A 24,476-nucleotide genomic window follows, 5' to 3' on the forward strand; every position below is an offset into this window, starting at 1 on the left:
AATTCTTGCCTCGCCTGACGGGGGTGTGGTAGTTTGACTGCTTTCCGCCCATGGGAGAACGAAGATGGCGCGGAGCATGTCGTATCTTGTTTCCGTCATTCTTGGTGCCATGCTTTCGGCCTCGGCCGTCGTGGCAGGGCCGCTGCACGACGCGGCGAGGGAAGGCGACGTCGGGCGGGTCAAGGAACTCATCGACCAGGGCGCCAAGGTGGCGGAGCCGGACGACACCGGCGAGCCCGCATTGCTGATCGCGGCGCTTGCCGGAAAGAGCGATGTCGTGATGCTTCTCCTGGAGCGGGGCAACGACATCGAGATCCGCAACAAGGGTGGGCTGACCGCGCTGCACGCGGCCGCCTATGGCGGAAATCTCGAGATCGTGAAGCTGCTTGTCGAAAAGGGCGCGGCGGTCAACGACGACAAGAATTTCTACAGGATGACGCCGCTCCATGCGGCGGCCGAGGAGGGCCACGCGGACGTGGTCGCTTTTCTGCTCGCCAACGAGGCGGTTGTCGAAGCGAAGGAAAGAAACGGCTACACGCCTCTGACCCAGGCGGGGTGGCGCGAGCACTGGGATGCCGCCGGGCTGCTGCTCAAGGCTGGTGCCGTCTGCCAGGGCGCCGATCTTGTCGGCGAATGGCTCTACAACGAGTGCACCAAGCGGAAATGACGCCTACAGCGCCGCGCGTCTTTTCCGGCGCGCAAAGGACGCTGTAGCACTTTGATTGCTGCATGTTCTTATCCTTAGATCGGCAACGATTTAAGGGAACATGCAGGATGTAGCCGACAACGGTCGGAATTCGGAGAACTGTCATGACGAACTATCAAGGAAAATGCGGGATGCGGATCGCCCTCGCGTTCGGCGCGGCGACCATCCTCTTCTCCTCGGGAGGGGTTGCGAGTGCCGAAGCGCTCGTCAACACCGGCTATTTCGGCGACGTCGCCATCAAGGGCTACGATCCCGTCGCCTATTTCACCGAGAACAAGGCGGTCGAGGGATCGCCGGAATACTCGCACCGCTGGCTCGGCGCGACCTGGCATTTCGCCAGCGCCGAACATCGCGACCTTTTCATGCGCGAGCCCTCGAAATACGCCCCGCAATATGGCGGCTACTGCGCCGATGGCGTCTCCCTCGGGACGGTGACCACCAATATCGATCCGAGGGCATGGCGGATCATCGACGGCAAGCTCTACATCAGCTACGACCCGGGTGCGGCCGACGGCTTTGAAAAGAACCCGAGCAAGGTCGTCGAGTCGCAGAAACACTGGTCCGAGGTGCAGCAGACGCTGGTCACCGAAAAGCTGCAGACGAACTGGCAAGCCAGCGCCAAGTGAGGCGCCACGAAGTACCAACGTACGCGGCGGCGGTGTGAGCTGATCAGCAGCAACGGCCGCGACACATTCCGTGCGCGGCCGAGCGAGTTCGTTATCTTCATGCGGGCAAAGGCGCCGGCTCGGCCTTGGCCTTGGGGAAGGGCCTGAAGGTCAATGCGATCAGGAAGGCACCGATCCCGATGCCCCAGGCGCCGATATAGAGCCAACCGTAACTGGCGAAGGTGTCGTAGATCAGGCCTCCTGCCAAGGGACCGGTCGCCATGCCGAGACTGCCGGCCATTGCCGTTCCGCCGATGACGGTGCCCATCATGCGCAGTGGAAAGTTCTCGCGGGCAATCACGGCGTATAGCGGCATAACGCCGGCGTAGATGAAGCCGAACACCGCCGCCACGGCATAAAACGCGCCAAGATCGCGCACGAAGAAATAGGCCAACGCGCCGAACGCCTGCAGCAGCAGCCCCGAGACCAGAACCCGTTTGGCGCCGAACCGGTCTCCGAAAAGACCGAAGGCAACGCGGCCGCCCATGCCTGCCAGCCCCTCCACGCTGTAGATCGAGACCGCCGCGATCATCGGAATGCCGCAGCTTATCGCGTAGCTCACCGTATGGAAAATCGGGCCCGAGTGCGTGGCGCAGCAGAAAAAGTTCGTCAAAAACAGGATGATGAACTGCGGCGACCTCATCGCCTGTCCCACGGACATGGCGGATTGCTGCTCTCCATCGGGAGAAGCGACGGCAGCTGGGCCTTCGAGAGCGGGCGGGCGGCGCACGAGCAGCGCGACCGGGATCATTACGGCCCCGGCAAGGGCGGCGATGATCAGGAGGGACGTTCTCCAATCATAGATGGTGACGAGCCAGGCCGCGAAGGGAGACATGGTCATGGGCGCCATGCCCATGCCGGCCGATACAAGCGAGACGGCAAGGCTGCGGTGCGTGTCGAACCAGCCGGTCACGCAGGCCATCATCGGGGCAAAAATCGCGGCGGTCGCGCCACCGACAGCCAATCCGAAGACGAGTTGAAACTCGACAAGGGAGGTCGCCCTGCTTGCCAGAGCCAGTGCCGCGGCCAAGACAGCCGATCCGATCGACACGACCACGCGAGGCCCCCAGCGGTCCGACAGAGTACCCCAGATCATGCTTGCCAGCGCCATGGCGACAAACCCGATGGTCATGGCACTGGATACGCCCGTGACCGACCATCCGGTATCCCGGGAGATGGGCACGAGAAAAACCGGCAGTGAAAACATGGCGCCTATTGCGATGCAGCCCAACAGGCCGCCGGCGGCAACAATCACCCAGCGATATGAACTTTGTGTCTGAAACTCAGCGTGCGACATGAGAATACCTCGTGGCAAAATTGGCAGCGACGCTCCTCCAAGACGAACGAGCCGCATGAAAAACGACATGCCTGCCGAAAAATCTTGCACGACATCGCCGCGCGGCTTGCCGTGGCCGGGGACGGTTATCTGCGCCTGGAGCGGGTGCGGGTTCGGGGCGGATCGCCAAACCCTACCTCGGGCGACGGACGGCTCTCACCTTGCCGGCGCTTCCGCCGCCGCAGAAGAAGCGGTCGGCGCCATCGGACTCCAGTCCCGATACGCCCATGCCAGGCGGCATGTCGACCCTCTCCAGGACGTTTCCCGTTTCGGGGTCGATGCGCCTGACATCGCTCTCGTCGCCTTCCCAGGTGCCGTGCCAGAGTTCGCCGTCGATCCAGGTGACCCCGGTGACGACGCGGTTGGACTCGATGGTGCGGAGGACCTTGCCCGTTTCGGGATCGACCTGATGGATCTTGCGGTCTCGGTACTGGCCGACCCAGAGCGTGCCTTCGGCCCAGGTGAGGCCCGAGTCGCCACCGTTGCCGGGCGCAGGGATGGTGGCGAGCACGCGGCCGGTCTTGGGGTCGATCTTCTGGATGCGATCCTCGGCGATCTGGAACAGGTGCTGCCCGTCGAAGGCCGTTCCCGCATGCGCGGCGACATCGATCGAGCGCGTGAGTTCCCCGTTCGCCGGATCGAAGGCATTCAACTTGTCTCCGGATGCAAACCAGACCTGGCCGCCGTCGAAGGTGACGCCATGCACGTTGTCGGCTCCGGGGAAGGGGCCGTATTCACAGAGAATTTCGGCGGCAGATCGTTTCATGCTTTTCCTCCTGAGACATGATTTTCTGCAGCGCGGCACAAAGCTCGCCGCAGCATGTGGCTTGCTGCGATGCGCCTGTCGATCGGCAGACCAACACCGCATTCTTATTCCACGATTTTCCAATAGGAGTCCTTGCGGATCACCTTCCCGTTGCGAAACGTGTAGAAGTCACAACCCCGGACCTCCGTTCTGATCCCGTCGCGGGTCGTGCCCGTGAGGGTCCATTTCGAGATTCCAGTGTCGGTAGCCGAGTCCACAAAATGCTCATCGTTGCCGTAGTGGACATCGGGCAGGCCTTCAAAGCGTGCTGCCAGCGCTTCACGTACGTTCTCTTTGCCCTCGAAGCGAGTACCCCAGGGCTTGCTTCCTCTCGGCATCTCCAGGACGCAATCGTCAGAAAAGAACGCCATGATGCGATCGAGATCGTGCGTGTTGAAGGCCGCGCATAGCTCCTTCAGTGTTGATCGAATGTCCATCGCCCCAGTCTCCGTCCCGCCGGTCGATCCTGAACATGCAGCACCGTCGCCGCGCGCCGGCCGCGCTGCAAACTATCTGCCTTTATCCAGATCGCATCAATCCGGCTGTGGTCCTGAGCCTAGTCGCTCGGCAGCGGGCCGGGGAGTAACAAGATTGTCGGGAAACCGGTGAGCGGCGGGGTCATCCAGCGGCGCGCCGGTCCGCGGCCGAAGGATTGCACCTTGCCGGCCTCCGCAAGCTGTTCGAGCGCCCGCTGCACTGTGCGGGGGCTCGCGCCGAGCGCGATCGCCAGCGCCGAGCTCGACCAGGATTCGCCGTCGGCAAGGAAGGCGAGCACCGCCGCGTGCCGTTCCTCGACGGGCGGCACAAGCACGACGACGTCGCTTGCGCGGCGCGGCACCAGCGCAAAGCCATTCTTTGTCGCGCTCACGTCCGCCAGCGCCCGAAGCTCCGCGCGGAGCCGTCCAATTTCCACCCTAAGCCGCGCGCGATGCGATTCATCGGCGTGTTTCGCCCGGAAGGCGCGGGAAAGGAGCGTGCTCCTCGATACGTCTGCCGGCCAGGCTTCGGCGAGCGCCCGCGCCAGCGCGAACAGGATCGGGCGGGTCGCGAGCGAAACCGCCTGCCTCTCGTCGCGCACGACATTGCGACAGGCGTCGACGACAAGCGCGCCGGACGCGAAGAGCGTCTCGACCTCCTCGAGCAGGAGCGGTCGTTCCCCGCCACGGGCGATCAGCCGCGCCGCCGGCGTCTTCAGGACGAGCGCTGCGTTTTCGACCTCCGCCGTCAGCGCCGGGATATCCGCCGCGCGCGCGGCTTCAGTGGCACGGCTGAGCGCGGCATGCGCCGTCTTCGTCCGCAAGCGCCGGACGGCGATGCCAGCGACCGCGAGTTCATGCGCGGCGCGCGCGGCGGGTGGAAGCGGCGAGGGATCGAGCGCGGAGAGCATGCGCTCGGCATCGTCGAGGCGGCCGATCAAAAGCAGGCGGCGGACTTCGACGTTCCGTGCATGCGCGGCGTTCACCCGGTCGCCATGCGCCTCGAGTGTCGCGCGCGCTGCGTCGAGCGCCTTCGCGGGCCAGCTGAGATCGCGCGAGACGAGGGCGATCTCGGCCTCGGCGACGACGCATCGTGCGCGCGCCACCGCTTCTCTGCGGCCGAAGGCGCGCGCGGCACTCTTCAGCAAGGCCTTCGCGCGCACGAGATCGCCGAGCTGCGCCATGGCAATGCCGCGGAGCGCGAGCGCGGGCGCGTCGCCACGGAGCGCAACCCGCTTCAATGCGCCGAGGGGATCACCCGCCGCGAGTGCATGCGCCGCGGCGGTGATCAGCGAGTCCATCGGAATCCCGTCACACTTGTCACTCTCACCATTCGATACCCGGTCGTAATCTATCTCCCGACCAACAAGCAACACGTCGCACCGAAAACGGGACGGCGCCAGACAGGAGAAGAATGATGACGGAACATCTGACCGGGACGCGCGAAGGGTGGCTGGCAGCACGGCTCGATCTGCTCGAGGACGAGAAGGAGCTGACGCGGCGCAGCGACGCGTTGGCGCTCCGGCGCCAGGCGCTGCCCTGGGTCCGGATCGACAAGGACTACCGGTTCGAGACCGAGGAAGGAAGCGCCTCGCTCAAAGACCTCTTTGGAGGCCGCTCGCAGCTTCTCGTCTACCATTTCATGTTCGGCCCCGATTACACAGCCGGTTGCCCGTCCTGCTCTTCGATCGCGGATGGGTTCAACGGCATCGTCGTCCATCTGCAGAACCACGATGTCGCCTTCTCGGCGATCTCGCGAGCGCCGCTCGCAAAGCTGCAGGCATTCAAGCGGCGGATGGGGTGGAGCTTTCCCTGGGCGTCCTCGAACGACGGCGATTTCAACCGTGATTTCAGCGTCTGGTTCACCGAGGAAGAGCAGCGCAAGGGCGGCATAGAATACAACTTCCGCCGCGAGCCGCCGGCACCGGAGCCGCTGGCAGGAAAGACCGTTCAGGAATGGCAGTCGGCCGCCAGCGAAGGGCCGGTGGCACAAATCGCAGCGATGACCGGAACCGACGTTCCCACCTATACGCGTGACAGGCCGGGCGTCAGCGCCTTCGTGCTCGATGAAGGCGTCGTCTACCATACCTATTCCAGCTATGCGCGCGGACTGGACAGCCTGTGGGGCATGTATCAATGGCTCGACCGTGCGCCTCTGGGGCGCAACGAACACGGTATCTGGTGGCGCCACCGCGACGCCTATGGGCGGAGCTGACGTCCGATGTTGCGCCCCTCCACCAGTCCGAAGAGAACGCCGGCCGCAGGCAGTGGATCGGCCGGCGTTCCGGGCGGCAACGCAGTCACCTTCTGCGCTGCCAACTGGCTGTCCTTCGCGGCGGCGCCGACCTTCGCAACCATGGCGCTGCTGACTGGCGTTCTTGGCCCGGAGGATATGCTCTGCTCGTCCGTGCCGGATGCGTCGCCCTTGACCGGAATGGTGCTGATGTACCTGCTGATGAGCGTCTTTCATTTGCCGCCCTGGCTGAGGCTGGTCTCCAAAGCGCGGCGCGTCTGACAAGACGCGCGGCACTTTACAGCGCCGTGCGTCTTTTCAGACGCACAAAGGTCGCTGTAGCACCATGAATCGCTGCATGTTCTTATCCTTAAATCGAATACGATCTAAGGATACATGCAGTAGCGTTACCGCTCGAGCGAGAAGAACTTCAGCGCTTGCGGGGTGACGTGGATGTAGTCCTTGTCGGTCTGCTCGCCCGTGGTGTTGCGATAGACATAGCCGCAGACCATGCGGTCGAGGAAATAGCCGCCGATCTTTTCGCAGAGCTGGTCGCCCCGGATTTCCGCCACGCCGGTGATGCTGGTGTTTGCGGTGCGATAGGCGGTGTTGCCGGCCCTGTCGAAGGCCTGGAGGAATTCGGTGCCGTTCTTGTGTTTGCCGATCCAGGTTTTGTCGTCGATGAGGCCGGCGAGATCCGCCTCGGAGAGGCGGTCGGCCGCCGCCCCGGCAAAGCCGAAGGGCCACTCCGGTACGCCCGCCGCTTTCAGACCGGCGAGGTGGTAGGCCAGATCCTCCTTGCCCCAATAGTCATAGAGGTAGCTGTAATAGGTGAAATTGGCCTCCGGATATAGCGCCTTCAGCTTGCCGACTGCGGCGGTCGCGCGCGCCGCGTCGCCACGACGGGCATAGGCGGCGGCGAGATATTCGCGGGCGGGTTCGGCATCGGGCAGCGCGTCACGCGCCGCTTCGATCAGGGGGATGGCGCGGTCGTTGTCGCGGGCGGTGTAGAAGACGATGCCGGCGAGCAGCTGGAAGCTCGGCGACGGCGAAGGGTCGAGCCGCAAGGCGCGCTGCATTTCCGCGATCGCCTCCTGATGGCTGCCGGTATGCGCCAGGATCAACGCAAGGTTGCCGTAGGCCTCCGCGTCGCTCGGCTGGGCGGCGACCGCGCGATGGGCGGAATCGAGCGCTTCGGTGTCACGGCCGTCGACGAGCTGCAAAAGCGCGAGCACGGTGTGGGCGCGGGCATTGTTGGGGTCGAGCTTCAGGGCCTCGCCGGCGGCGTCGTAGGCGATCTTGCGGGCGACGGCGGCGGACCAGAGATAGTTATAATCGTTGCGCCAGACATCGACCGCGACCCGGGCGATGCCGGCATGGGCGTCGGCGAAACGCGGGTCGAGATCGATCGCCTTCTGGTAGAAGGAGAGGGTGCGGCGATAGGTGTTGACGTCGCTATAGATCAGGCCTTCCTGCTCGGCACGCAGATAATTGTCGTAGGCCTCCAGATTGTCGGTCGGTATGCGGGAGAGCCGGTCCTGCTCGCTCTGGCTGAGTTTGACCTCGAGGGCCGATGTGATCTTGCCGATGACGTCGTCCTGGACGGCGAAGAGATCCCTGTACTGGCGGTCGTAGCGCTCGGCCCAGAGCGAGTGGCCAGTCATCGCGTCGATCAGCTTGACATTGATGCGCAGCCGCGAATCCGCCCGCTGCAGCGAGCCTTCGAGCACGTAATGAACGCCGAGTTCAGAGGCGACGTCCTGGATCGTCGCCTCTGAACTGCGCATGGCGAGGACGGAGTGGCGGGCGATGACGAAGAGGCCGGAAACCTTCGAGAGCTCGGTGATGAGATCGTCGGTCAGGCCCCGCGCCAGATGGTCCTGCGTCTGGTCGCCGCTGACATTGATGAAGGGCAGCACGGCGACGGAGGGCTTGTCCGGCAGTGGATAGGCGATGCGCTGGGGAGGCGGCTCCGGCCAGACAAGCGTCCAGGGCTGCCACCAGAGCACGGCTCCGGCGAGTATCGCCGCTACGGCCGCGGTGATCGCTGCGGCGAGCCCTGCGCCGCGCGTCCTGGGTGCGGCGACAGTCTTGCCGGCCGCTGTCGGATCGAGCACGACGCGATAGACGCGCACCGGCTCGGGAATGTTCTTCACCTTCTGCTCGCCGAGCGAGAGAAAGCCGACGGCAAGCTTCGTCCTCAACTGGTCGTAGGCAGAGCCGGAAATCGCGATGCCGCCGGGTTCCGCGAGCGCCTCCAGCCGGGCGGCGATGTTGACGCCGTCGCCGTGGATATCGTCGCCCTCGACGATGACGTCGCCGAGGTTGATGCCGATGCGGAATTCGAGCCGTTGCTCGCGCGGCGCGTCGGCATTGCGCCGAGCCTTCTCCCGCTGCACGCCCACCGCGCAGCGAAGCGCATCGACGACGCTATGGAACTCGACGAGAAGGCCGTCGCCCATGGTCTTGACCAGGCGCCCATGATGTTCGGCGATCTGCGGCTCGAAGATCTCGGACAGATCCGTGTGGAAACGGATGCGCGTGTCCTCCTCGTCGATCCGGCTCAGACGGCTGTAACCGACGACGTCGGCAATGAGGATGGCTGCGAGATGGCGCTCCATGCCCGGTCTTCCATGCGCGGCTTTCCCGCGATGCGTGCATATACTCCGCCGATTTCCTCGGCACGATAAATCATGCTGCAATTCAAAGCGTTACAGTGACCCCGCGCGTCTGAAAATAAGCGCACCGCTGGTCAGAAGGGACGTGGGCTGGAAACGACTCCACACCTTGCGCGACAGCTTACAGCAGGTGCCTCTCCGATGCCATTACAGCGCCGCGCGTCTGACCAGACGCGCAAAAGTCGCTGCTGCCACTGCCTGTTTCCCTGAATCGGTCGAAGAATCGAAACATGCAGCTCAGTGCTACAGCGGCTTGTTCACGATCGCCAGGAATGCGAGGGTAATCGGGTGAAAATCGGTTCCATCGGATGCCACCTTCCGAAGGCCCCGAACGTTTCCTCGCGATCATTGGTTCCGGGCGGCGGAAAACGGCCCGACCGGCACGGCTTGACCTCCCGAACACAAAAACAGAGCCCGCTCCACAGGAACGGACTCTGAGAGAAGTTCGCGACGAAATGCCTGCCAACTTATTGGCGCTCATCCATTGTCAGAAACGCCGTGCCCACCCAAAAAGCATTCGGGCCAACCCGTTTGAAACCCCTCTCTCGCGTCCTCGGGAATCGCCGCTATCCCGGCGAGTTCGAACTCCCAATCAGAGCTCACATGCAGGCAGCGAGCTCTGATCTAAAGGGACACTGAAATGAATTCTCTATATGAATTCTCACGGATTTGCATGCCCATATTTGCCAATTCCACCGCCCTGGTCCAGTAACTTTTAAGGGCGATTTGTAACGAAATACGATTGTTTCCCGTGTGACGACGGTCGCTCCGGAACCGCCCGGAATCCGAAACGTTGTGCCCGTAAAGCCGGTCCAATCGAAACGGAAAGGAGGCCAGAAATGGCCCAGCGCGACGCAAATCCGACGCATCACACCGAAAGGATGAAAGGCGAGCTGAACGCGCTCATCGACCACCTGCGCGAGGACATTACCAAGGTCGACGATCCGCAGTTCAAGGCGATGTTCGAGACCTCGGCGGAGGTCCTCGGTGGGCTGGTGAAGGCCTTCACCCACTACGAACAAAAGAGCGAGGCGGCCTGGAAGTCGTGACGGTTGGCCTCAAGCCGCGACGCGGTCTCGCACAGCAGCTAGGTGTTGAAGGCGCGTTCGAGCCCGGCGATGTCGAGCTTGACCATGGCGAGCATGGCTTCCGTCGCGCGCCTGGCGCGTTCGCGGTCGGGGTTCGCGACCATTTCGCCCAGCACCCGCGGTACGATCTGCCATGAGAGGCCCCAGCGATCCTTCAGCCAGCCGCATTGTTCCGCCTCGCCGCCGTTGTCGATAAAGGCGTTCCAGATGCGGTCGATCTCCCGCTGGTTGTCGCATTCGACCTGGATCGAGAACGAATGGTTGAAGGCATCGAGCGGGCCGGCTTGCAGCGCCGTGAAATTCTGGCCGCAGAGCTTGAACTCGATGATCGAGACGCTGCCGGGAGGGCCGCTCGGCGTTTCGGCCGGGACGATCGTTTCTCGGCCGATAGAGGAGTTGGGGACGACCGATACGTAGAATTCGACGGCCTCACGCGCGTTCTCGGCGAACCAGAGGTGAGAGATGACCCTGGACATGGGAAAGCCTCCTGTTGAACCGGTATCCGGTGCTACATAGGACGCTTCCCCTTCGCCGCTACCGACAGCGCGCCTGCAATTTTTCCGATCCGTCCGGTTACGGTCCTTTCGCTTGCGGGCCAAGCACCGCGAGGTCGAGCCGATCGAGCCGTTCCGGATCGGCAAGAGCGTCGATCGCGACGATCCTGCCCTCGCGGATCGTGATCGCCAGGACGACCCGCAGCTGGCCGCCGGGGGCGACGAGCAGGCCGATCGCGCCGTCGACCAGCGCCGGCTGCGCTCCCTGGGCGCGGCCCTTGAAGGTTTCGGCGACGGCCGCCGCACCGCGGATCTCGGCGCGGACGCCAAGCCGGGCTGCGACCGGGTCCGCCCGGAACACCACGTCGGGGGCAAGCACTTTCAACAGCGCATCGAAATCGCCGGCGCGCGAGGCAGCGAGGAAGGCATCGACCACGCTCCGCTGCCGGGCGATATCCGGCTTCGCGCCGGTATCGGCACCCCCGACGCGGCGGCGAGCGCGGCTTGCGAGCTGGCGGGCAGCCGTCGGCGTGCGCTCGACGATCGGCGCGATCTCGTCGAAGGAGAGATCGAACATGTCATGGAGCACGAAGGCGATGCGCTCGGACGGCGTCAGGCGGTTCAGGACCACGAGCAGCGCCAGTCCGACGGAATCCGCAAGCAGTGCCTCCTGCTCCGGGTCCGGGCCTTCCGCGAGACGGGCGGCGGGCGAGGGCGCCTGGGCTTCCAGAGGCTCCTCGCGCCGGGCTTTTCGCGTGCGCAGCATGTCGAGGCAGACCCGCGCCACCACCGTCGTCAGCCAGCCGCCGAGATTTTCGACTTCGCCCGCATCCGTGCGGCTAAGGCGCAGCCAGGCTTCCTGCACGGCGTCCTCGGCTTCCATCTTCGAGCCGAGCATGCGGTAGGCGACGGCGCTCAAGCGCCGGCGGTTGCCTTCGAACTGCTCGGCCAGAAATTTTTTCTCATCCATCGGTCACATTCCTCCGCTCGGCTTCGTCATGGGGCATGACGAACGAAACCCCGCCGATGTGACAGGAAATCGGCCGGGGTTGCCGTCGAATTTGGCCAACACATCCGAAGGAGATGCACGATGCAAGCCAGAATGAACAACATCGCCATGATAGCACCCGAAGCCATGCACGCGCTGCAGGCGCTTGGTGCTTCGGCGGAGAAGGGCGGCGTGCCGGAACTGACGGTCGGCCTTGTCCACCTGCGCGCCAGCCAGATCAACAGCTGCAGCGTCTGCGTCGACATGCACCCGCGGCTGATGAAGAAGGCCGGCGAAAGCGACAAGCGCATCATGGCGGTCTCCGCCTGGCGCGACGCGCCCTATTTCACCGATGCGGGCCGCACTGGCGCTGACCGAGGCGGTGACGCGGCTTGCGGACCGGGCCGACCCGGTTCCGGACGAGATCTGGGACGAGGCGGCGAAGCATTATGACGAACAGGCGCTCGCCGCGCTCATCATCCAGATTTCGCTCATCAACACCTGGAACCGCTTCAACGTCGCGACGCGGCAGGTGGCGGGGCAGTGGGACTGGAGCTGAGGGCGAGCGGACGCCGTTCTCAAGCTGTTGCAGCGACATCGGCGCGTCTGGCGAGGCGCCCCGTGTCGTTTCAGCACGATAGACATTTGCAGCTTTGTCGAATTCGCACGGCAAGGAGCCGAATATGAACCATTCGGCATTGACCTCCTCACGCGCTGACTGTACTGATTGACACAGAGTTTACCGAACAGTACAGTCTAGCCAACGAAGGAGATTGAAGATGTCCGAACAACGCCCGCCGCTGCCGCCCTTCACCCGTGAGACGGCGATACAAAAGGTGCGTGCCGCCGAAGATGGCTGGAACAGTTGCGATCCGGAAAGGGTGTCGCGCGCCTACACCGTCGACAGCCGGTGGCGTAACCGGGCCGAATTTGTGCGAGGCCGCGAGGCGATCGTCGCTTTCCTGACGCGCAAGTGGAACAAGGAACTCGAATATCGCCTGATCAAGGAGCTGTGGGCACATGACCGCAACCGCATTGCGGTGCGCTTCGCCTATGAATATCGCGACGACTCCGGCAATTGGTACCGCGCCTATGGCAACGAGAACTGGGAGTTCGACGAGAACGGCCTGATGCACACGCGCCATGCCAGCATCAACGATATGCCGATCAAGGAAGCGGATCGGAAGTTCTTCTGGGACAGGTCCGCGCCGCGGCCGGCGGATCACCCCGGCCTTTCGGAACTCGGATTGTAATATCATGGCAAAGATCGTCGCGGAGCGCTCGGACGTCATCCCCGTGCTCGCCGAGATTTTTCGGGAACACGGCTTCGAAGGCGCAAGCCTTTCGGTCATCAGCGCCAAGACCGGGCTCGGCAAGGGCAGCCTCTACCACTTCTTCCCGGGAGGGAAGGAGGAGATGGCGACGACCGTGCTCCGCGAGATCGATCAATGGTTCGAAGATCACGTCTACGCGCCGCTTCGGCAAGACGAGGATCCGCGCGAGGCGATCGGCACCATGTGCCGGTCGGTGGCGGACTATTTCCGCTCCGGCCGCCGTGTGTGCCTCGTGGGCGCCTTCGCGCTCGACAATGTCCGCGACCGCTTCGCCAATCAGGTGCGTGACTATTTCGCCGGGTGGCGGGCGGCACTCGCCACGGCCCTGGAGAAGACCGGCAACGACCCGGCCTCGGCGCGCGAGCTTGCCGAGGAGGCGGTGATCGCCATTCAGGGCGCGCTGGTTCTCGGCCGCGCGCTCGACGATCCGGCGGTGTTTGAGCGGGCGCTGGCGCGGATCGAGGCGCGCCTCCTGGCAGGCAAGGATTGAGCGGAGGTTCCGATGACGGGCCGCTTCGATAGCGGCCGATGCCGCACGGCGCTTGCTCCCTGGCGGCTGCGCAAGGCGACGACCTATGTCGAGGCCAATCTTTCCCTCGCCGCCGGCGCTAGCCAACATGGCGCGCGCGGCGCTGTAGCACCTTGAAATTGCTGCATGATTTTGTCCTGATCGACTCCGATTTAAGGAATTATGCAGTCAACCGGAATGAGTGTGGCAGCGGTACGATCCGACGCGCGATCACTCGCGGCAAGACCGGATGCAACACCGGCCCGGTCCGCCGCATTGCGGTTCTGGCTCATCTTTCGCTTACCCTCCAATCGGGTAATCGGCATGCGAATGCCGACGATCCCTCTGAGCTGTGCCCTGATGAAATCTTCGGGCGCGTCGCCGACCGCCCACGGATCGGCGCGCGGCTCTTCGTGCAGTCTGGTGAGACGCGTGACGACGTCGAGAAGCCTGTGATCGTCCTCGAAAAATTCTGCCGGACCGTAGGCGTGGACGGCGACGTAGTTCCAGGTGGGAACGACCTTTCCGGTCTCGTGCTTCGTCGCGTACCAGCTCGGCGTGATATAGGCGTCGGGTCCCATGAACAGGGCCATCGCTTCCCCGATCGCGGCAAGCTTCCACTGCGGGTTCGCCCTCGCGAGATGGCCGTAGAGCGTTCCGTACGGCCCTTCCGTCGGGTCGAGAAACAGCGGTAGCGGGGTTGCGACCGGTCCTTGATCCGTGGCCGTCACGAAGTTGCAGAGACGCGCGGCCCGCATGGTTTCGTGGAGGGCAGACGGTTCGTCTTCGCGGAAGGCCGGGGGAATATACATCTGATCCTCTCCAGCGCCGCACGTCTCGCCGGGACGCGCAAAGGGCCGCTGTAACGCTTTGAATTACCACATCTTCTTGTCCTTGAATCGTTACGATTCAAGGAATCATGCAGCAGGCGGATTTGAGGTGAAAGTGCCATCAGACTGGCCTATTGTTGACTGCCAGTTTCTGCATTTAACGTTGGGCCAGTTCATGGCGAAATCCGAGAAGGCACCGACCGTCCTGAAGCGCATTTGCGATGCCATCAAGGGCCAGATCAGGGACGGGACTTTCCGCCCGGGCGACAGGCTGCCGTCCACGCGCGGCCTTGCCGCCGAGTGGGGCGTCTCGCGGACGACCGTGACGGCGGCCTATGAGCAGCTTGCCGCCGAAGGCTATCTCGAAACCCATCAGGGGGCGCGCGCAAGGGTCGCGAAGAACGTCGATCTCGATGTCGCCGCTCGTCCGCCCGTCGATGAAACCTCGCGGCGTCCCGGTCTTTCGGATTACGGCCTCAGGATCATGCGTCTGCCTGCCGCCACCCGGCCCACGCTGGACCGCCTGGCCATCGACTTCCGCTACGGCGATCTGTCTTCGTCCGACTTTCCAAGCCAGGCCTGGAAAAAAGCAGTGAACGCCGCGCTCATGCGGCGGCCGACGCGTCTTCGCTATGCGGATCCGGCTGGCTCGCCGGCGCTGCGGACAGCCTTGCAAGGCTATCTTTGGAGAGCGCGCGGTCTCCGGTGCCAGCCGGACCAGATCATCGTCGTAAACGGATCGCAGCAGGGCCTCGATCTCTGTGCCAGACTGTTCGTCAATCCGCGGGACAGGGTTGTCGTGGAGGACCCCTGCTATGGCGCGGCCCGCCACGTCTTTATCGCGGCCGGGGCGGAACTGGTTCCGCTCGATGTCGACAACGAGGGCATGCGAACCGACGGGCTGGGCGAGGGGCGGCTGGCATATGTAACGCCTTCACACCAGTTTCCTCTCGGAAGTGTCATGTCGGTCGGCCGCCGGAAAGAGCTTCTGGCGTGGGCGCAGCGCCGAAACGCCTACGTCATAGAGGACGACTATGACGGTGAGTATCGGTTCGATATCGCGCCCATACCCGCCTTGCAGACGTTGGACGGCGCCGATCGCGTCATCTATCTCGGAACCGTTTCGAAGACGCTTTCGCCGACGCTGCGCCTCGGTTACCTCGTCGTGCCGATGGCCCTTCGCATCCCTTTCGTCACCGCCAAGCGATTGACCGACAGGCATACGCCGACCGCGGAGCAGGAGGCTTTGGCCGCGCTCATCGAAAGTGGCGCCTACGAACGGCATGTCCGGCGCGTGCGCCGCCGCAACGGGGAAAGAAGAGCGGCCCTGCTGTCCGCCCTGAAGCGGGCCTTCGCGGACCGGATACGGATTATGGGCGCGGACGCAGGGCTGCACGTCGTCGTGTGGCTGAGCGACCTGCCGAGGGAACGGGAGCAATTGCTGGTCGAGCGCGGGCTTGCCTGCGGGCTGGGTCTCTACCCGATCGGCCCTTTGTTCGCCGCCTCGGACGATCCCGGCACTGCCGGCCTCGTGCTGGGCTATGCCAGCCTGGAGCTACCGGAAATAGAGGAGGGGGTGCGGCGCCTGAAGCGCGTGGTCGACGAATTGCATCCTGCGTCGTCGTGACGCCCCGATCCCAATGCGGTACTAACGGGTACCGACCTCTTTCAGGCGCCGCACCAATGTCCGTCCGCGACGGATCGCGGTCAGTGCCGCACCGAGGGCGACCACCCAGAGGGCAATCGTCAGCACCTGGTTGTGACCTTGCCACAGGGGCTCGAGTATGGAGATCACCGCGGCGGCGGTGACCGTTGCCATGCGGTGCTGCTTGGCCATCGGCCCGTAGAAGTCGCTGGGGTTTCCGGTGGCGCGGCCGAGCTCGCGGACATAGGCGGTCAGGACGGCGAAGGCGGCTGCCGCCCAGCCGAGGCCGGGTGCGCCGATGCCATAGCCGATGCCGGCGAAGATCAGGAGGTCGGCGACGCGATCCGGAAACTCGTTCCAGAAGGGACCGTCCGGCTCGCCCTTGCCGCCCTCTACGGCGACCATGCCGTCGAAGAGATTGCAGAGCAGCCGGAGCTGGCAAAACAATGCCGCCGAGAGCAGGCAGACGATCCTCATTTCGCCCGCACTCTGGCCTGCCAGGAAGAAGGCGCCGCCGGCGAGAGCGGCGGCCACCATGCTGCCTTTGGAGATCTGGTTGGGGGTGATCGTCCGCGATGCCATCCATCGGGCAATCGCGCCCGCCCAGCGGGTGTTGCGGCTTGCGAGAGGCCGCCGATCGCCGGTCTCAGTCATGATTCAACGCCTTTTTTCCGGGAGATCGAATAGGCATAGGTCCACGCGTAGGTCGTCGAGACCAGGAGCGGAACCGCGACGGTTTGGAGTATTTCTGGCGTTCCGCCGAGCGCGTGGAGCGACACCAGCAGGCCCGTCGAGCCGAGACAGGCGATCAGCGGCGGCGCCCAGAAGCGCTCAGGCCCGCTGAAGCGCTTCGAAAGCCCGTCGATCACGGACTTGAGGAAAAGCGTGAGACCGGCCGAGAGCGCCCCCTGCAGGAGCCCGGAATAGAGCGGCTGCGGCATGGCGTGACCGCTGTTGGCGAAGACGGCCCATCCGCCCATGGCCAGAAAGGCGAAGAGCACATGTACCGTGCCGCTTCTCGCCCAGTCCCGCAACGCTGATCTCATGAGAGCGACCACCAATAGCGCACGATGTGGAAGAAGATCGGCGCCGAGAAGACGACGGAATCCAGCCTGTCGATCAGCCCGCCATGGCCGTCGATGAGATTGCCCCAGTCCTTGACGCCGCGATCGCGCTTGATCGCCGACATCACCAGCCCTCCAAGGAATCCCATGAGGGTGATGATGAACGACAGGAGGCCCGCCTGGAGCGGCGTGAACGGCGTAATCCACCAGAGCGCGGCCCCGATCAGCGTGGCGCTGGCAACGCCGCCGACAAAGCCCTCGACCGTCTTCGACGGCGAAAGCTTCGGCGCGATCCTGGTGCGGCCGAAGAGCTTGCCCCAGACATATTGCAGGACATCGCTCAGCTGCACGACGATCACCAGGAAGGCGATCAGCAGCACGTTGCGCCCCTCGTAGCCCGGTATGTCGAGGGTCAGCAGCGCCGGCACGTGCGAGACGCAGAAGACGCAGATCATCAGCGCCCATTGCACCTCGGCGATGCGAAGCAGGAAGCGCTCGGTGTCGCCCCGGAGCACCGAGATGATCGGCATCAGAAGGAATGCATAAACGGGAATGAAAATAGAGAAGATGCCGTATTCCTCGGCCCAAAGCAGGTAATACTGGATCGGCAGGACGAGGAAGAAGGCGGAGGCGAGCGCCCAGTGATCGGCGCGCCGGGTGTAGATCAGGGTCACGAATTCCCTCAGCGCCGCAAAGGAGCAGAAGGCGAAGAGAAGGAGGACGCCGATGCGGCCGGCGATGAAGGCAAGGCCGATCAGAATGACCATCGCCCACCAGGCCCGGATGCGGGCGTTGAGGTTTTCGACCGCCGCGTTCGGTCCATCGGCCGTGAGGCGTTGTTCAAGCATGTAGCCGACCGCCGACGCGGCGATCAGCACGCCGAAGATGCCGAGGACCAATGTCAGGAGATCCGAGCCTGCTGCAGTCATTCGCCGCTCCCTGCCGGTTTCGGAGCGAGCGCGATCAGGGCGGCCCGCATCCGTTCGAGAAAGGCTTGCTTCTCTTCGCCGGGGTCAATGCGCAGCGCATTGCCGAAGGTGACGGTGCAGATCAGCGGGATCGGCACGATCTCGCCCTTCGGCATGACGCGGTTGAGATTGTTGATCCACACCGGCACGAGGTCGACCTCCGGGCGCTCGGTGACCAGATGGAAGATGCCGCTCTTGAAGGGCAGCAGCCTTTCCTCTGTCTGGTTTCGCGTACCCTCGGGAAAGAGGATCAGCGACGAACCGACATCGATCGCCGAGACCATCAGTGCGATCGGGTCCTCGGTCCGCTTTTCCCGGTCGCGCTCGATCAGCACCGCATTGAAGACGTCGCGTCCGATGAAGGCGTTGGTGTGAGATTTCAGCCAGTATTCAGCGCCGGCCACCGGGCGGGTGCGATGCCTGAGCCTCGGCGGCAGCACGGCCCAGACCAGCACGAAATCGCCGTGGCTCGAATGGTTGGCGAAATAGACGCACGGTCTGGCCGGCAATCCCTCTTCCGGCCATATGGCGCGAACCGCGGTTATCGCGCGGGCAAACAGGACGAAGGCAGCCGCAGCGACTTTCGCAACCAAAGACTTCATCCGGATTCCACCCCCCGCCGGCCCCCCATGACGTTCATGAAACTGTAGCACGGCGGCGGCGGCAGGGAAGATGCCTTGTTTGGGGTGAAGCGGAGGGGCCGTGAGGGTGCCCGCCGAGGGCCGTGCATGTTGCTTCATCGGTCGTCGAAGGACTTTGAGGAAGCCGACCAGGATGCAAAAGACGGAAGCAATAAGGACGAGGAGATCCGTCGTCGCACCGGCTTCGCGCCAGAAGCCGCCGCCGCGCGCCTTTGGGCTGCGATTACCGGCATCGGCTCATGACAGGCGTTCGCCGGAGCCTGCCCGGCATTCGACGATATTCAGATTGCGTAAAGCTCGATCGGCTTATCAAAGCCTTTCAGGCGGTATTCACGGCCTTCGCTTTCGGCCGTTTGGCTCTTCGCCCGCTCACAAACGGCCCTGGTGACGAGAATCCGCCCCGCTTCGGCCGCTGACTGGGCGCGGGCGGCAGTGTTCACAACCGTTCCAATCGCAGTCAGGTCGCGATGCGATCGGCCGAACTCTCCGAAGCTGGCCTCGCCGGAGTCGATGCCGATACCAACGCCGAGTTCACTTTCGCCCAGGCCGGCACCCTCGGCCAGGTGACGTTCACGACGCAATTGGCACCGGCGCTGGATCTCACGCGCAGCGAGAACGGCACGTTCGGCGTGGTCCTGGTGCGGGATCGGAAAGTTGAATATCGCCATGATCGCGTCCCCGACGGTCTTGTTGAGAAGGCCGTCGAACTCCCAAATGGCCGTGGCACATTCATCGTAGAAATCATCCAGCAGCGACGAGACGGCATCTGCCGAATGCGACTGCGTAAGCGTCGTATAGCCCCTCAGGTCTGCAAAAAGCACAGACACATCAACGGTGATCTTGCGGGCTTTCATCACGCGCGTGAACATGAGCTCGCAGATCGTGCAGGTGTTCGGATTCATCCGGCTCGGGCGGATACCAAAGGCGCGGAAGGGAATGGAAGCCGGTCCGTGCAGAGGCACGGGAATACGCATCTGCTCCCAGCAGCCCTTGCAAATCCTCGATTGAGAAAACGACATCTTGTCGCCCGCCCCATTTTGCGCCGCTCAGGGATTCTACCACATCTGAGTACGCAACCAATGGCCGGTCCGTGGAAAGCAGCCACGGCGCGTGCGCGCGGTGCTATAGTCCGAGTGGGAGTTCAAGAATGAAAAGGTGTTGCCGCCGCCGACGCTACGCGCTCGAGGCGGGGCGATCAACCGGAGGAGGGGCAAACGTGGGGAACGAACTCAAGCATGCGCCGGATTTCAGCCTGGCAGGCAAGGTGACATTCGTTACCGGCGCATCGCGCGGGATCGGCCGCGCCTGCGCCATTGCCTGCGCCGCTGCCGGATCGGACATCGTGCTCGGCCTGCGGGACATCGCGGCGTCGACGGAACTGATCGCGGAAATCAGGGACATGGGCCGGAAGGTCCTTCCCGTCAGGCTCGACCTGTCGAAGCGCGCCGATATCGAGGCCTCGGTCGCCGAGGCGGTCGCGATGTTTACGAGGATCGACGTGCTCGTCAACAATGTCGGAGTCGCGCCCGGCAATCTGGCGGAGGATGTCCTTGAGGCCGATCTCGACGAAATCCTGAACGTCAACGTCAAGGGCACGTTCCTGATGACGCAGACCGTCGGCCGGCAGATGATCGCGCAAAAGGCGGGCCGTATCATCAACATCAGCTCGCAGGCGGGCACGGTGACGCTTCGCGGCGAGGCGATCTACTGCATGAGCAAGGCGGCGATCAATCACCTCTCCCGCTGCCTGGCCGCCGAATGGGCCCGCCACGGCATCACCGTCAACACCGTTGCCCCCACCTTCATCTGGACCGACGGCACCAGGCCGGCTCTCTCCGACAAGGCTTTCTACGAGCAGACGGTCGGGCATATTCCCTTGGGCCGCATCGGCGACACGGACGACGTTATCGGCGCCGTCGTTTTCCTGGCCTCGCCGGCAGCATCGCTGATCACCGGACTGAACCTGCTCGTCGACGGCGGCTGGTCCGTCGCCTGAGGAGAGCGCAGGCGGGCAGCAAAGGCGGGCGATGGCCGAAGCATTCTTTGGCCGTGCCGCGGCAGGGCGAAACTGATATCTTGCGCTTTCGGCCGCTCCGGCGCCGCGCGTTTTTTTGGGCGCGCAAAGGTCGCTCCAGCCGTTTGATTTGCAGCAGCGCGAGGAGGAAAGGCCATGCGGATCGCGGTGATGGGCTCGGGCGGCATCGGCGGCTATATCGGCCTCAGGCTCGCAAAAGCGGGCGAAGACGTCACATTCATCGCGCGCGGCGAGCATCTTTATGCGATGCGCAGCAACGGTCTCAGGCTCGAAAGTCCGCTCGGCGATGTCAGCTTGCCGGGCGTCACCGCCACCGACGATCCCGCCGAAGTCGGGACCGTCGATCTCGTGATCTTCGCGGTGAAGCTTTACGACAGCGAGGAGGCGGCCGCCGCCATCCTCCCGATGGTCGGGCCGAAGACGACGGTGCTGACGTTGCAGAACGGCGTCGATGGCGTCGATCTCCTGGCGCGTTCCGTGCCACGCTCGCAGGTCGTCGCCGGCGCCATCTACATTTCCACCTATCTCGAAGCGCCGGCGCTGATCAAGCAGACGAGCGGGATGACGCAGATGACGGTCGGCGGGCGCAACGACCCGGCGATCGCCGCCTTCCGCGATGCGTGCGCGCTGGCCGAGGGCATCTCCCTCCAGGCGGTCGACGACGTCGATCCGGTGCTATGGATGAAGTTCGTGACACTCGCCGCCTTTTCCGGCGGCACCAGCCTGATGCGCTCGGGCATCGGAGCGATTATCGCGGACCCGGAAGGCCGGATCTTCATGGAGCAATTGCGGGACGAGGGCATGGCGATCGCCGCCGCCAAGGGTCACCCGATGCCGGACGGCTATGTGCAGCAGACGACATCGCTCTGGCAAATGGTGCCGCCCGAGACGCAATCCTCCATGGCCAACGATCTTCAGCGCGGCAAGCGGCTCGAACTCGAATGGCTGTCGGGACGCATGCACTCCTTCGGAAAGGAACTCGAAGTGCCGACCCCGGCCCACACGGCGGTCTACCGGGCGCTTCATCTCTACGCGAACGGTGCGCCTTCGCGGTGAGAGGGCCAACGGCTCACGACATCATGCCCCGTGACAAGCGCCGCGTCTCTTCAGGCGCGCAAAGCACCCCCTCGACATTTGCGGTTCAATGCCTAAGCTCCGCGACACTTTGTTTTACGGAATTGCCCGATGTCGCTTCGCCTTGCCACCTTCAATATCGAAAATCTCATGAGCCGTTTCGATTTCTCCGGCTTTCGCAACCAGTTGAAGCAGGATCGCGTGTTGAGGCTGTTCGAGGTCCGCAGCGAGGCGGAGTATCAGCGGCTGGAGGAGGCACGCACCATTGCGCATACGGACGACACGCGGCAGATGTCGGCGCTCGCCATCGCCGACTGCGACGCGGATATCCTCTGCCTGCAGGAGGCCGACAACATGGCGGCGCTGCAGGCCTTCGAATATGGCTATCTGTTCCGCATGGTCGGCAACGGCTACCGGCAGAAATACCTGATCGAGGGCAATGATTCGCGCGGCATCGACGTTGCCGTGCTGATGCGCGAGAAGACGCGCGACGGCCAGCCGATCGAGTGCCTCGAGGTGAAAAGCCATGCGGGACTTACCTATGCCGACCTCGACCTTTTCAACGATGAGCTGGCGCAAACCAACCGCCCTGCCGACCGCATCTTCAAGCGCGACTGCCTGGAGCTGGATTTGAGGATCGGCGGCCGGCCGCTGACGCTCTACGTCGTGCACTTCAAGTCGATGGGGCCGGCGCGCGAAGGGCTCGACGGCCGCCAGGCGACGATGCCGCTCCGTGTGGCAGAGACGAAGGCCGTGCGCCATATAATCGAAAGCCGCTTCGGGCGGGGCCGCACGGCCGACAAGATGTTCGCGATCTGCGGCGACATGAACGACTACCAGGAAAAGGTTGCTATCCGCGGCGACCGGCGCAACGGCTACGAATTCGTGCCGAGCGAGGAGGGGACAAGCGCGCTCGACGTCTTCACCATGGACGGCTTCGCCGAAAACCCGATGCTACGCCGCCCGGTGCTCGACCGCTGGACCCTGTTTCACAGCCGCGGGCCGGAGGAGCGGCATCTCTGCCAGCTCGACTACATCTGGCTGTCGCCGGCGCTCGCGAGCCGCAACGCGAGCCGGGTGCCGGAGATCATCCGCGCCGGCCAGCCGTTCCGGACGATCTTTCCGGCCGGGCAGGAGGTGGAGCGCTACCCGCGCACCGGCTGGGACCGGCCGAAGGCCTCCGACCATTGCCCGGTCGCGATGACACTGGATATCTGACCATGAACCTTCTTGAAAGCAACCGCGCAGAGTGGCCCGCCGAGGGCACGGTTTTCCCGGTCTCGGCTGTCCGGATCGACGTTTCTCCAGAGCCGCATCCGTTCCATCTGGCCGAGGTGGAACGGGCGCAGGAAAGCTGGCAGCGCGAGATTGCCGCAAACCCGCATCTCTTCGACGGCAGGATGGTGCTGCAGCGGGCGATCCGCATCGACGGCGGACGCATTGTCGCCAACGCCCATGTCGTGCCCTATTCGACCTTTCTGTGGTGGCGCAAGAGTCGAGCGCCCGGCGCCTTGCATATCTTCGCCATGCCGATGCTGCTTTCGTCCGACGGCGCGATGATCGCCATCCGCATGGGGAGCCACACGGCCAATGCCGGACGCGTCTACAGCCCTGGCGGCTCGCTGGAGCCTGAGGATATCGTCGACGGACGTTGCGATATAGACGGCAATATTGCGCGAGAGGTGCGGGAGGAGACGGGCATCGAGCTCTCCGAGGCGACAGCCGAGCCCGGCTACCACGCGGTGCACATGAAGGGGACTGTCGTCGTGTTCCGCACCCACCGGCTGGCGGCGACGGCCGACGAGCTCGTTTCGCGCGTCGCCAGGCATGTCTCGACCGACCCGCACCCGGAAATCGACGAGGCCGTGGCGATCCGCGGGCCGAAGCCCGATGCGCACAACTATCCGGACTTCTTCCCGGCGATTCTCGAGTGGCATTTCGCGAAGAACGGCGGACGGGCCGATCCCTAAAACGCTCAAATTGAACTCTATGCTGTTCAGTCGAGGTTCAGCTTCGGAAGCGTTCTGGACTTTGACGAACCAGCGGTGGGGCATGCTGCCGTGAGCGCCACAAAACTCCTGCTTATCCTGCCGCTGATGGCGATCTTCGCCTATATGTCGCTTGTGGGCCTCGTGTATTTTTCGCAGCGTGCCCTCCTGTATCCCGGTGTGAGCGCCACCCTTGCTCCAGAGCAGGCGAGTTGGGGCGAAAACGCATACATCAAGACGTCGGACGGAGAGACGCTTCATGGACTCTACAGTCAGGGTGATGCGGGCAAGCCGGCCGTGCTGCTCTTCTTCGGAAACGGTGACCGGGTCGACAATTACGACTTTCTTGCACAGGCGCTGGCCGCGCGCGGCATTGGACTGCTGGCGATTTCCTATCGCGGCTATCCGGGATCGACCGGCTCGCCGAGCGAGGAGGGGCTGCTGACCGACGGCATCGCCGCGTTCGACTGGCTTTCAGGACGCTCCAGAAGCGGGATCATTGTGCTGGGCCGCTCGCTCGGCTCGGGCGTCGCCGTGAACACGGCCGCGCAGAGGCCTGCCGCCGGCGTCATCCTCGTGTCCGCATACCTCTCGGTTCTTTCGGTCGCGCAGACGCATTATCCGTTCTACCCGGTTGCGCTTCTGCTCAAGGATCCCTTCCGTTCCGACCTCACGATTGCGACGGTGAAACAACCGAAGCTGTTCATCCACGGTCGACTTGACGGCAGCATCCCGCTCTCTTCGGGCGAGGCCTTGTACCGCATCGCTCCCGAACCGAAGCAAATAGCGGTCTACGACGGGCTGGGTCACAACGACATCTGGAACGAAAGTACGGTCGGCCATGTGATCCGCTTTGTGGAGGCGCTGACACGATAGGGCCGTCACGCAGCGGCGATTGCCGGGAACTCCGATCCCACTCC

28 protein-coding genes and 1 pseudogene are annotated in these 24,476 nt (G+C 63.9%); 16 read left to right on the plus strand and 13 right to left on the minus strand.

The features are described from left to right. Window positions 1-76 precede the first annotated feature (76 nt). Both QN219_RS24120 and QN219_RS24125 read left to right on the plus strand, forming a co-directional pair. Window positions 77-667 carry an ankyrin repeat domain-containing protein gene (locus QN219_RS24120; protein ID WP_284002663.1) on the plus strand — a complete coding sequence of 197 codons (591 nt, stop codon included), beginning with the start codon at window positions 77-79 and terminating at the stop codon, window positions 665-667. 143 nt (window positions 668-810) lie between these two features. Next, window positions 811-1,332, plus strand: coding sequence for a YHS domain-containing (seleno)protein (locus QN219_RS24125; RefSeq protein WP_284002600.1), 522 nt, complete (start codon window positions 811-813; stop codon window positions 1,330-1,332). A gap of 97 nt (window positions 1,333-1,429) precedes the next feature. Here the strand turns inward: QN219_RS24125 and QN219_RS24130 are convergent, their stop codons facing one another. From QN219_RS24130 to QN219_RS24145, 4 genes are all read right to left on the minus strand, one after another. Continuing rightward, window positions 1,430-2,668, minus strand: a complete 1,239-nt coding sequence (locus tag QN219_RS24130; RefSeq protein ID WP_284002601.1) for an MFS transporter — start codon at window positions 2,666-2,668, stop codon at window positions 1,430-1,432. A gap of 172 nt (window positions 2,669-2,840) precedes the next feature. After that, the gene (locus QN219_RS24135; RefSeq protein ID WP_284002602.1) at window positions 2,841-3,473 is read right to left on the minus strand and encodes a PQQ-binding-like beta-propeller repeat protein; all 633 of its coding nucleotides are present in this window, start codon (window positions 3,471-3,473) and stop codon (window positions 2,841-2,843) included. A 104-nt stretch (window positions 3,474-3,577) separates the two neighbouring features. Continuing rightward, window positions 3,578-3,949, minus strand: coding sequence for a nuclear transport factor 2 family protein (locus QN219_RS24140; RefSeq protein WP_284002603.1), 372 nt, complete (start codon window positions 3,947-3,949; stop codon window positions 3,578-3,580). Between the two features lie 119 nt (window positions 3,950-4,068). Then, a complete protein-coding gene (locus QN219_RS24145; RefSeq protein ID WP_284002604.1) occupies window positions 4,069-5,289 on the minus strand; it encodes a helix-turn-helix domain-containing protein in 1,221 nt (406 codons plus the stop codon). A 116-nt stretch (window positions 5,290-5,405) separates the two neighbouring features. Between QN219_RS24145 and QN219_RS24150 the strand changes: the two genes are divergently transcribed. Further along, window positions 5,406-6,203, plus strand: coding sequence for a thioredoxin family protein (locus QN219_RS24150; protein WP_284002605.1), 798 nt, complete (start codon window positions 5,406-5,408; stop codon window positions 6,201-6,203). A 6-nt stretch (window positions 6,204-6,209) separates the two neighbouring features. After that, on the plus strand, window positions 6,210-6,503 hold the full coding sequence (locus QN219_RS24155) for a hypothetical protein (RefSeq protein ID WP_284002606.1): 294 nt from the start codon (window positions 6,210-6,212) through the stop codon (window positions 6,501-6,503). Between the two features lie 125 nt (window positions 6,504-6,628). On the opposite strand, the gene QN219_RS24160 is transcribed toward QN219_RS24155, so the two are convergent. After that, complete coding sequence (locus tag QN219_RS24160; protein WP_284002607.1) at window positions 6,629-8,842, minus strand: adenylate/guanylate cyclase domain-containing protein; 2,214 nt, start codon at window positions 8,840-8,842, stop codon at window positions 6,629-6,631. Between the two features lie 896 nt (window positions 8,843-9,738). Here QN219_RS24160 and QN219_RS24165 point away from each other — a divergent pair. Then, window positions 9,739-9,948: a hypothetical protein gene (locus tag QN219_RS24165; protein WP_284002608.1), complete on the plus strand. Its 210-nt coding sequence runs from the start codon at window positions 9,739-9,741 to the stop codon at window positions 9,946-9,948. A gap of 38 nt (window positions 9,949-9,986) precedes the next feature. Here QN219_RS24165 and QN219_RS24170 read toward each other — a convergent pair whose 3' ends face one another. Beyond that, window positions 9,987-10,463, minus strand: a complete 477-nt coding sequence (locus QN219_RS24170) for a VOC family protein (RefSeq protein ID WP_284002609.1) — start codon at window positions 10,461-10,463, stop codon at window positions 9,987-9,989. A gap of 97 nt (window positions 10,464-10,560) precedes the next feature. Continuing rightward, on the minus strand, window positions 10,561-11,451 hold the full coding sequence (locus tag QN219_RS24175) for a sigma-70 family RNA polymerase sigma factor (protein ID WP_284002610.1): 891 nt from the start codon (window positions 11,449-11,451) through the stop codon (window positions 10,561-10,563). 120 nt (window positions 11,452-11,571) lie between these two features. Here QN219_RS24175 and QN219_RS24180 point away from each other — a divergent pair. From QN219_RS24180 to QN219_RS24195, 4 genes and pseudogenes are all read left to right on the plus strand, one after another. Further along, window positions 11,572-12,028, plus strand: a pseudogene (locus QN219_RS24180) (carboxymuconolactone decarboxylase family protein). A 220-nt stretch (window positions 12,029-12,248) separates the two neighbouring features. Further along, entirely contained in the window at window positions 12,249-12,722 is a 474-nt protein-coding gene (locus tag QN219_RS24185) for a nuclear transport factor 2 family protein (protein WP_284002611.1), read from the plus strand. Between the two features lie 4 nt (window positions 12,723-12,726). Continuing rightward, window positions 12,727-13,293, plus strand: coding sequence for a TetR/AcrR family transcriptional regulator (locus QN219_RS24190; protein ID WP_284002612.1), 567 nt, complete (start codon window positions 12,727-12,729; stop codon window positions 13,291-13,293). A 12-nt stretch (window positions 13,294-13,305) separates the two neighbouring features. After that, a complete protein-coding gene (locus tag QN219_RS24195) occupies window positions 13,306-13,449 on the plus strand; it encodes a hypothetical protein (RefSeq protein WP_284002613.1) in 144 nt (47 codons plus the stop codon). Between the two features lie 35 nt (window positions 13,450-13,484). On the opposite strand, the gene QN219_RS24200 is transcribed toward QN219_RS24195, so the two are convergent. Further along, window positions 13,485-14,123 (minus strand): FMN-binding negative transcriptional regulator, encoded by a 639-nt coding sequence (locus QN219_RS24200; RefSeq protein WP_284002614.1) that lies wholly within the window; start codon window positions 14,121-14,123, stop codon window positions 13,485-13,487. A gap of 193 nt (window positions 14,124-14,316) precedes the next feature. On the opposite strand from QN219_RS24200, the gene QN219_RS24205 reads away from it, so the two are divergent. Then, window positions 14,317-15,768: a PLP-dependent aminotransferase family protein gene (locus QN219_RS24205; protein WP_284002615.1), complete on the plus strand. Its 1,452-nt coding sequence runs from the start codon at window positions 14,317-14,319 to the stop codon at window positions 15,766-15,768. Between the two features lie 21 nt (window positions 15,769-15,789). Here the strand turns inward: QN219_RS24205 and QN219_RS24210 are convergent, their stop codons facing one another. Genes QN219_RS24210 through QN219_RS24225 form a run of 4 tightly spaced genes read right to left on the minus strand, consistent with a single transcriptional unit; the run spans window position 15,790 to window position 18,420 of the window. Next, window positions 15,790-16,440 carry a CDP-alcohol phosphatidyltransferase family protein gene (locus tag QN219_RS24210; protein ID WP_284002616.1) on the minus strand — a complete coding sequence of 217 codons (651 nt, stop codon included), beginning with the start codon at window positions 16,438-16,440 and terminating at the stop codon, window positions 15,790-15,792. After that, window positions 16,437-16,832 carry a hypothetical protein gene (locus QN219_RS24215; protein ID WP_284002617.1) on the minus strand — a complete coding sequence of 132 codons (396 nt, stop codon included), beginning with the start codon at window positions 16,830-16,832 and terminating at the stop codon, window positions 16,437-16,439. Before QN219_RS24215 ends, QN219_RS24210 begins: the two co-directional genes overlap by 4 nt. Further along, window positions 16,829-17,779 (minus strand): phosphatidate cytidylyltransferase, encoded by a 951-nt coding sequence (locus tag QN219_RS24220; RefSeq protein WP_284002618.1) that lies wholly within the window; start codon window positions 17,777-17,779, stop codon window positions 16,829-16,831. The genes QN219_RS24215 and QN219_RS24220 overlap by 4 nt, the downstream gene beginning before the upstream one ends. Then, complete coding sequence (locus tag QN219_RS24225) at window positions 17,776-18,420, minus strand: lysophospholipid acyltransferase family protein (protein ID WP_284002619.1); 645 nt, start codon at window positions 18,418-18,420, stop codon at window positions 17,776-17,778. Before QN219_RS24225 ends, QN219_RS24220 begins: the two co-directional genes overlap by 4 nt. A gap of 126 nt (window positions 18,421-18,546) precedes the next feature. Between QN219_RS24225 and QN219_RS24230 the strand changes: the two genes are divergently transcribed. Then, on the plus strand, window positions 18,547-18,702 hold the full coding sequence (locus QN219_RS24230) for a hypothetical protein (RefSeq protein ID WP_284002620.1): 156 nt from the start codon (window positions 18,547-18,549) through the stop codon (window positions 18,700-18,702). A 38-nt stretch (window positions 18,703-18,740) separates the two neighbouring features. Here the strand turns inward: QN219_RS24230 and QN219_RS24235 are convergent, their stop codons facing one another. Further along, window positions 18,741-19,478, minus strand: a complete 738-nt coding sequence (locus tag QN219_RS24235) for an adenylate/guanylate cyclase domain-containing protein (RefSeq protein WP_284002621.1) — start codon at window positions 19,476-19,478, stop codon at window positions 18,741-18,743. A 197-nt stretch (window positions 19,479-19,675) separates the two neighbouring features. Here QN219_RS24235 and QN219_RS24240 point away from each other — a divergent pair, with 197 nt between their 5' ends. From QN219_RS24240 to QN219_RS24260, 5 genes are all read left to right on the plus strand, one after another. Next, window positions 19,676-20,455 carry an SDR family oxidoreductase gene (locus QN219_RS24240; RefSeq protein ID WP_284002622.1) on the plus strand — a complete coding sequence of 260 codons (780 nt, stop codon included), beginning with the start codon at window positions 19,676-19,678 and terminating at the stop codon, window positions 20,453-20,455. A gap of 174 nt (window positions 20,456-20,629) precedes the next feature. Continuing rightward, on the plus strand, window positions 20,630-21,550 hold the full coding sequence (locus QN219_RS24245) for a 2-dehydropantoate 2-reductase (protein WP_284002623.1): 921 nt from the start codon (window positions 20,630-20,632) through the stop codon (window positions 21,548-21,550). 129 nt (window positions 21,551-21,679) lie between these two features. Then, window positions 21,680-22,786: an endonuclease/exonuclease/phosphatase family protein gene (locus tag QN219_RS24250; protein WP_284002624.1), complete on the plus strand. Its 1,107-nt coding sequence runs from the start codon at window positions 21,680-21,682 to the stop codon at window positions 22,784-22,786. 2 nt (window positions 22,787-22,788) lie between these two features. After that, a complete protein-coding gene (locus QN219_RS24255; protein WP_284002625.1) occupies window positions 22,789-23,538 on the plus strand; it encodes an NUDIX hydrolase in 750 nt (249 codons plus the stop codon). Window positions 23,539-23,628: 90 nt separating this feature from the next. Continuing rightward, a complete protein-coding gene (locus QN219_RS24260) occupies window positions 23,629-24,432 on the plus strand; it encodes an alpha/beta hydrolase (protein WP_284002626.1) in 804 nt (267 codons plus the stop codon). The last annotated feature ends 44 nt before the right edge of the window (window positions 24,433-24,476 follow it).

This window comes from Sinorhizobium sp. 8-89 (assembly GCF_030124325.1).
Lineage (GTDB): Bacteria > Pseudomonadota > Alphaproteobacteria > Rhizobiales > Rhizobiaceae > Sinorhizobium.

Bases quoted from the DNA above. Each gene is read 5' to 3' on its own strand.
- QN219_RS24120 (WP_284002663.1), top strand. From the start codon at position 77: ATGTCGTATCTTGTTTCCGTCATTCTTGGTGCCATGCTTTCGGCCTCG.
- QN219_RS24125 (WP_284002600.1), top strand. From the start codon at position 811: ATGACGAACTATCAAGGAAAATGCGGGATGCGGATCGCCCTCGCGTTC.
- QN219_RS24130 (WP_284002601.1), bottom strand. From the start codon at position 2,668: ATGTCGCACGCTGAGTTTCAGACACAAAGTTCATATCGCTGGGTGATT.
- QN219_RS24135 (WP_284002602.1), bottom strand. From the start codon at position 3,473: ATGAAACGATCTGCCGCCGAAATTCTCTGTGAATACGGCCCCTTCCCC.
- QN219_RS24140 (WP_284002603.1), bottom strand. From the start codon at position 3,949: ATGGACATTCGATCAACACTGAAGGAGCTATGCGCGGCCTTCAACACG.
- QN219_RS24145 (WP_284002604.1), bottom strand. From the start codon at position 5,289: ATGGACTCGCTGATCACCGCCGCGGCGCATGCACTCGCGGCGGGTGAT.
- QN219_RS24150 (WP_284002605.1), top strand. From the start codon at position 5,406: ATGACGGAACATCTGACCGGGACGCGCGAAGGGTGGCTGGCAGCACGG.
- QN219_RS24155 (WP_284002606.1), top strand. From the start codon at position 6,210: ATGTTGCGCCCCTCCACCAGTCCGAAGAGAACGCCGGCCGCAGGCAGT.
- QN219_RS24160 (WP_284002607.1), bottom strand. From the start codon at position 8,842: ATGGAGCGCCATCTCGCAGCCATCCTCATTGCCGACGTCGTCGGTTAC.
- QN219_RS24165 (WP_284002608.1), top strand. From the start codon at position 9,739: ATGGCCCAGCGCGACGCAAATCCGACGCATCACACCGAAAGGATGAAA.
- QN219_RS24170 (WP_284002609.1), bottom strand. From the start codon at position 10,463: ATGTCCAGGGTCATCTCTCACCTCTGGTTCGCCGAGAACGCGCGTGAG.
- QN219_RS24175 (WP_284002610.1), bottom strand. From the start codon at position 11,451: ATGGATGAGAAAAAATTTCTGGCCGAGCAGTTCGAAGGCAACCGCCGG.
- QN219_RS24185 (WP_284002611.1), top strand. From the start codon at position 12,249: ATGTCCGAACAACGCCCGCCGCTGCCGCCCTTCACCCGTGAGACGGCG.
- QN219_RS24190 (WP_284002612.1), top strand. From the start codon at position 12,727: ATGGCAAAGATCGTCGCGGAGCGCTCGGACGTCATCCCCGTGCTCGCC.
- QN219_RS24195 (WP_284002613.1), top strand. From the start codon at position 13,306: ATGACGGGCCGCTTCGATAGCGGCCGATGCCGCACGGCGCTTGCTCCC.
- QN219_RS24200 (WP_284002614.1), bottom strand. From the start codon at position 14,123: ATGTATATTCCCCCGGCCTTCCGCGAAGACGAACCGTCTGCCCTCCAC.
- QN219_RS24205 (WP_284002615.1), top strand. From the start codon at position 14,317: ATGGCGAAATCCGAGAAGGCACCGACCGTCCTGAAGCGCATTTGCGAT.
- QN219_RS24210 (WP_284002616.1), bottom strand. From the start codon at position 16,440: ATGACTGAGACCGGCGATCGGCGGCCTCTCGCAAGCCGCAACACCCGC.
- QN219_RS24215 (WP_284002617.1), bottom strand. From the start codon at position 16,832: ATGAGATCAGCGTTGCGGGACTGGGCGAGAAGCGGCACGGTACATGTG.
- QN219_RS24220 (WP_284002618.1), bottom strand. From the start codon at position 17,779: ATGACTGCAGCAGGCTCGGATCTCCTGACATTGGTCCTCGGCATCTTC.
- QN219_RS24225 (WP_284002619.1), bottom strand. From the start codon at position 18,420: ATGAAGTCTTTGGTTGCGAAAGTCGCTGCGGCTGCCTTCGTCCTGTTT.
- QN219_RS24230 (WP_284002620.1), top strand. From the start codon at position 18,547: ATGTTGCTTCATCGGTCGTCGAAGGACTTTGAGGAAGCCGACCAGGAT.
- QN219_RS24235 (WP_284002621.1), bottom strand. From the start codon at position 19,478: ATGTCGTTTTCTCAATCGAGGATTTGCAAGGGCTGCTGGGAGCAGATG.
- QN219_RS24245 (WP_284002623.1), top strand. From the start codon at position 20,630: ATGCGGATCGCGGTGATGGGCTCGGGCGGCATCGGCGGCTATATCGGC.
- QN219_RS24250 (WP_284002624.1), top strand. From the start codon at position 21,680: ATGTCGCTTCGCCTTGCCACCTTCAATATCGAAAATCTCATGAGCCGT.
- QN219_RS24255 (WP_284002625.1), top strand. From the start codon at position 22,789: ATGAACCTTCTTGAAAGCAACCGCGCAGAGTGGCCCGCCGAGGGCACG.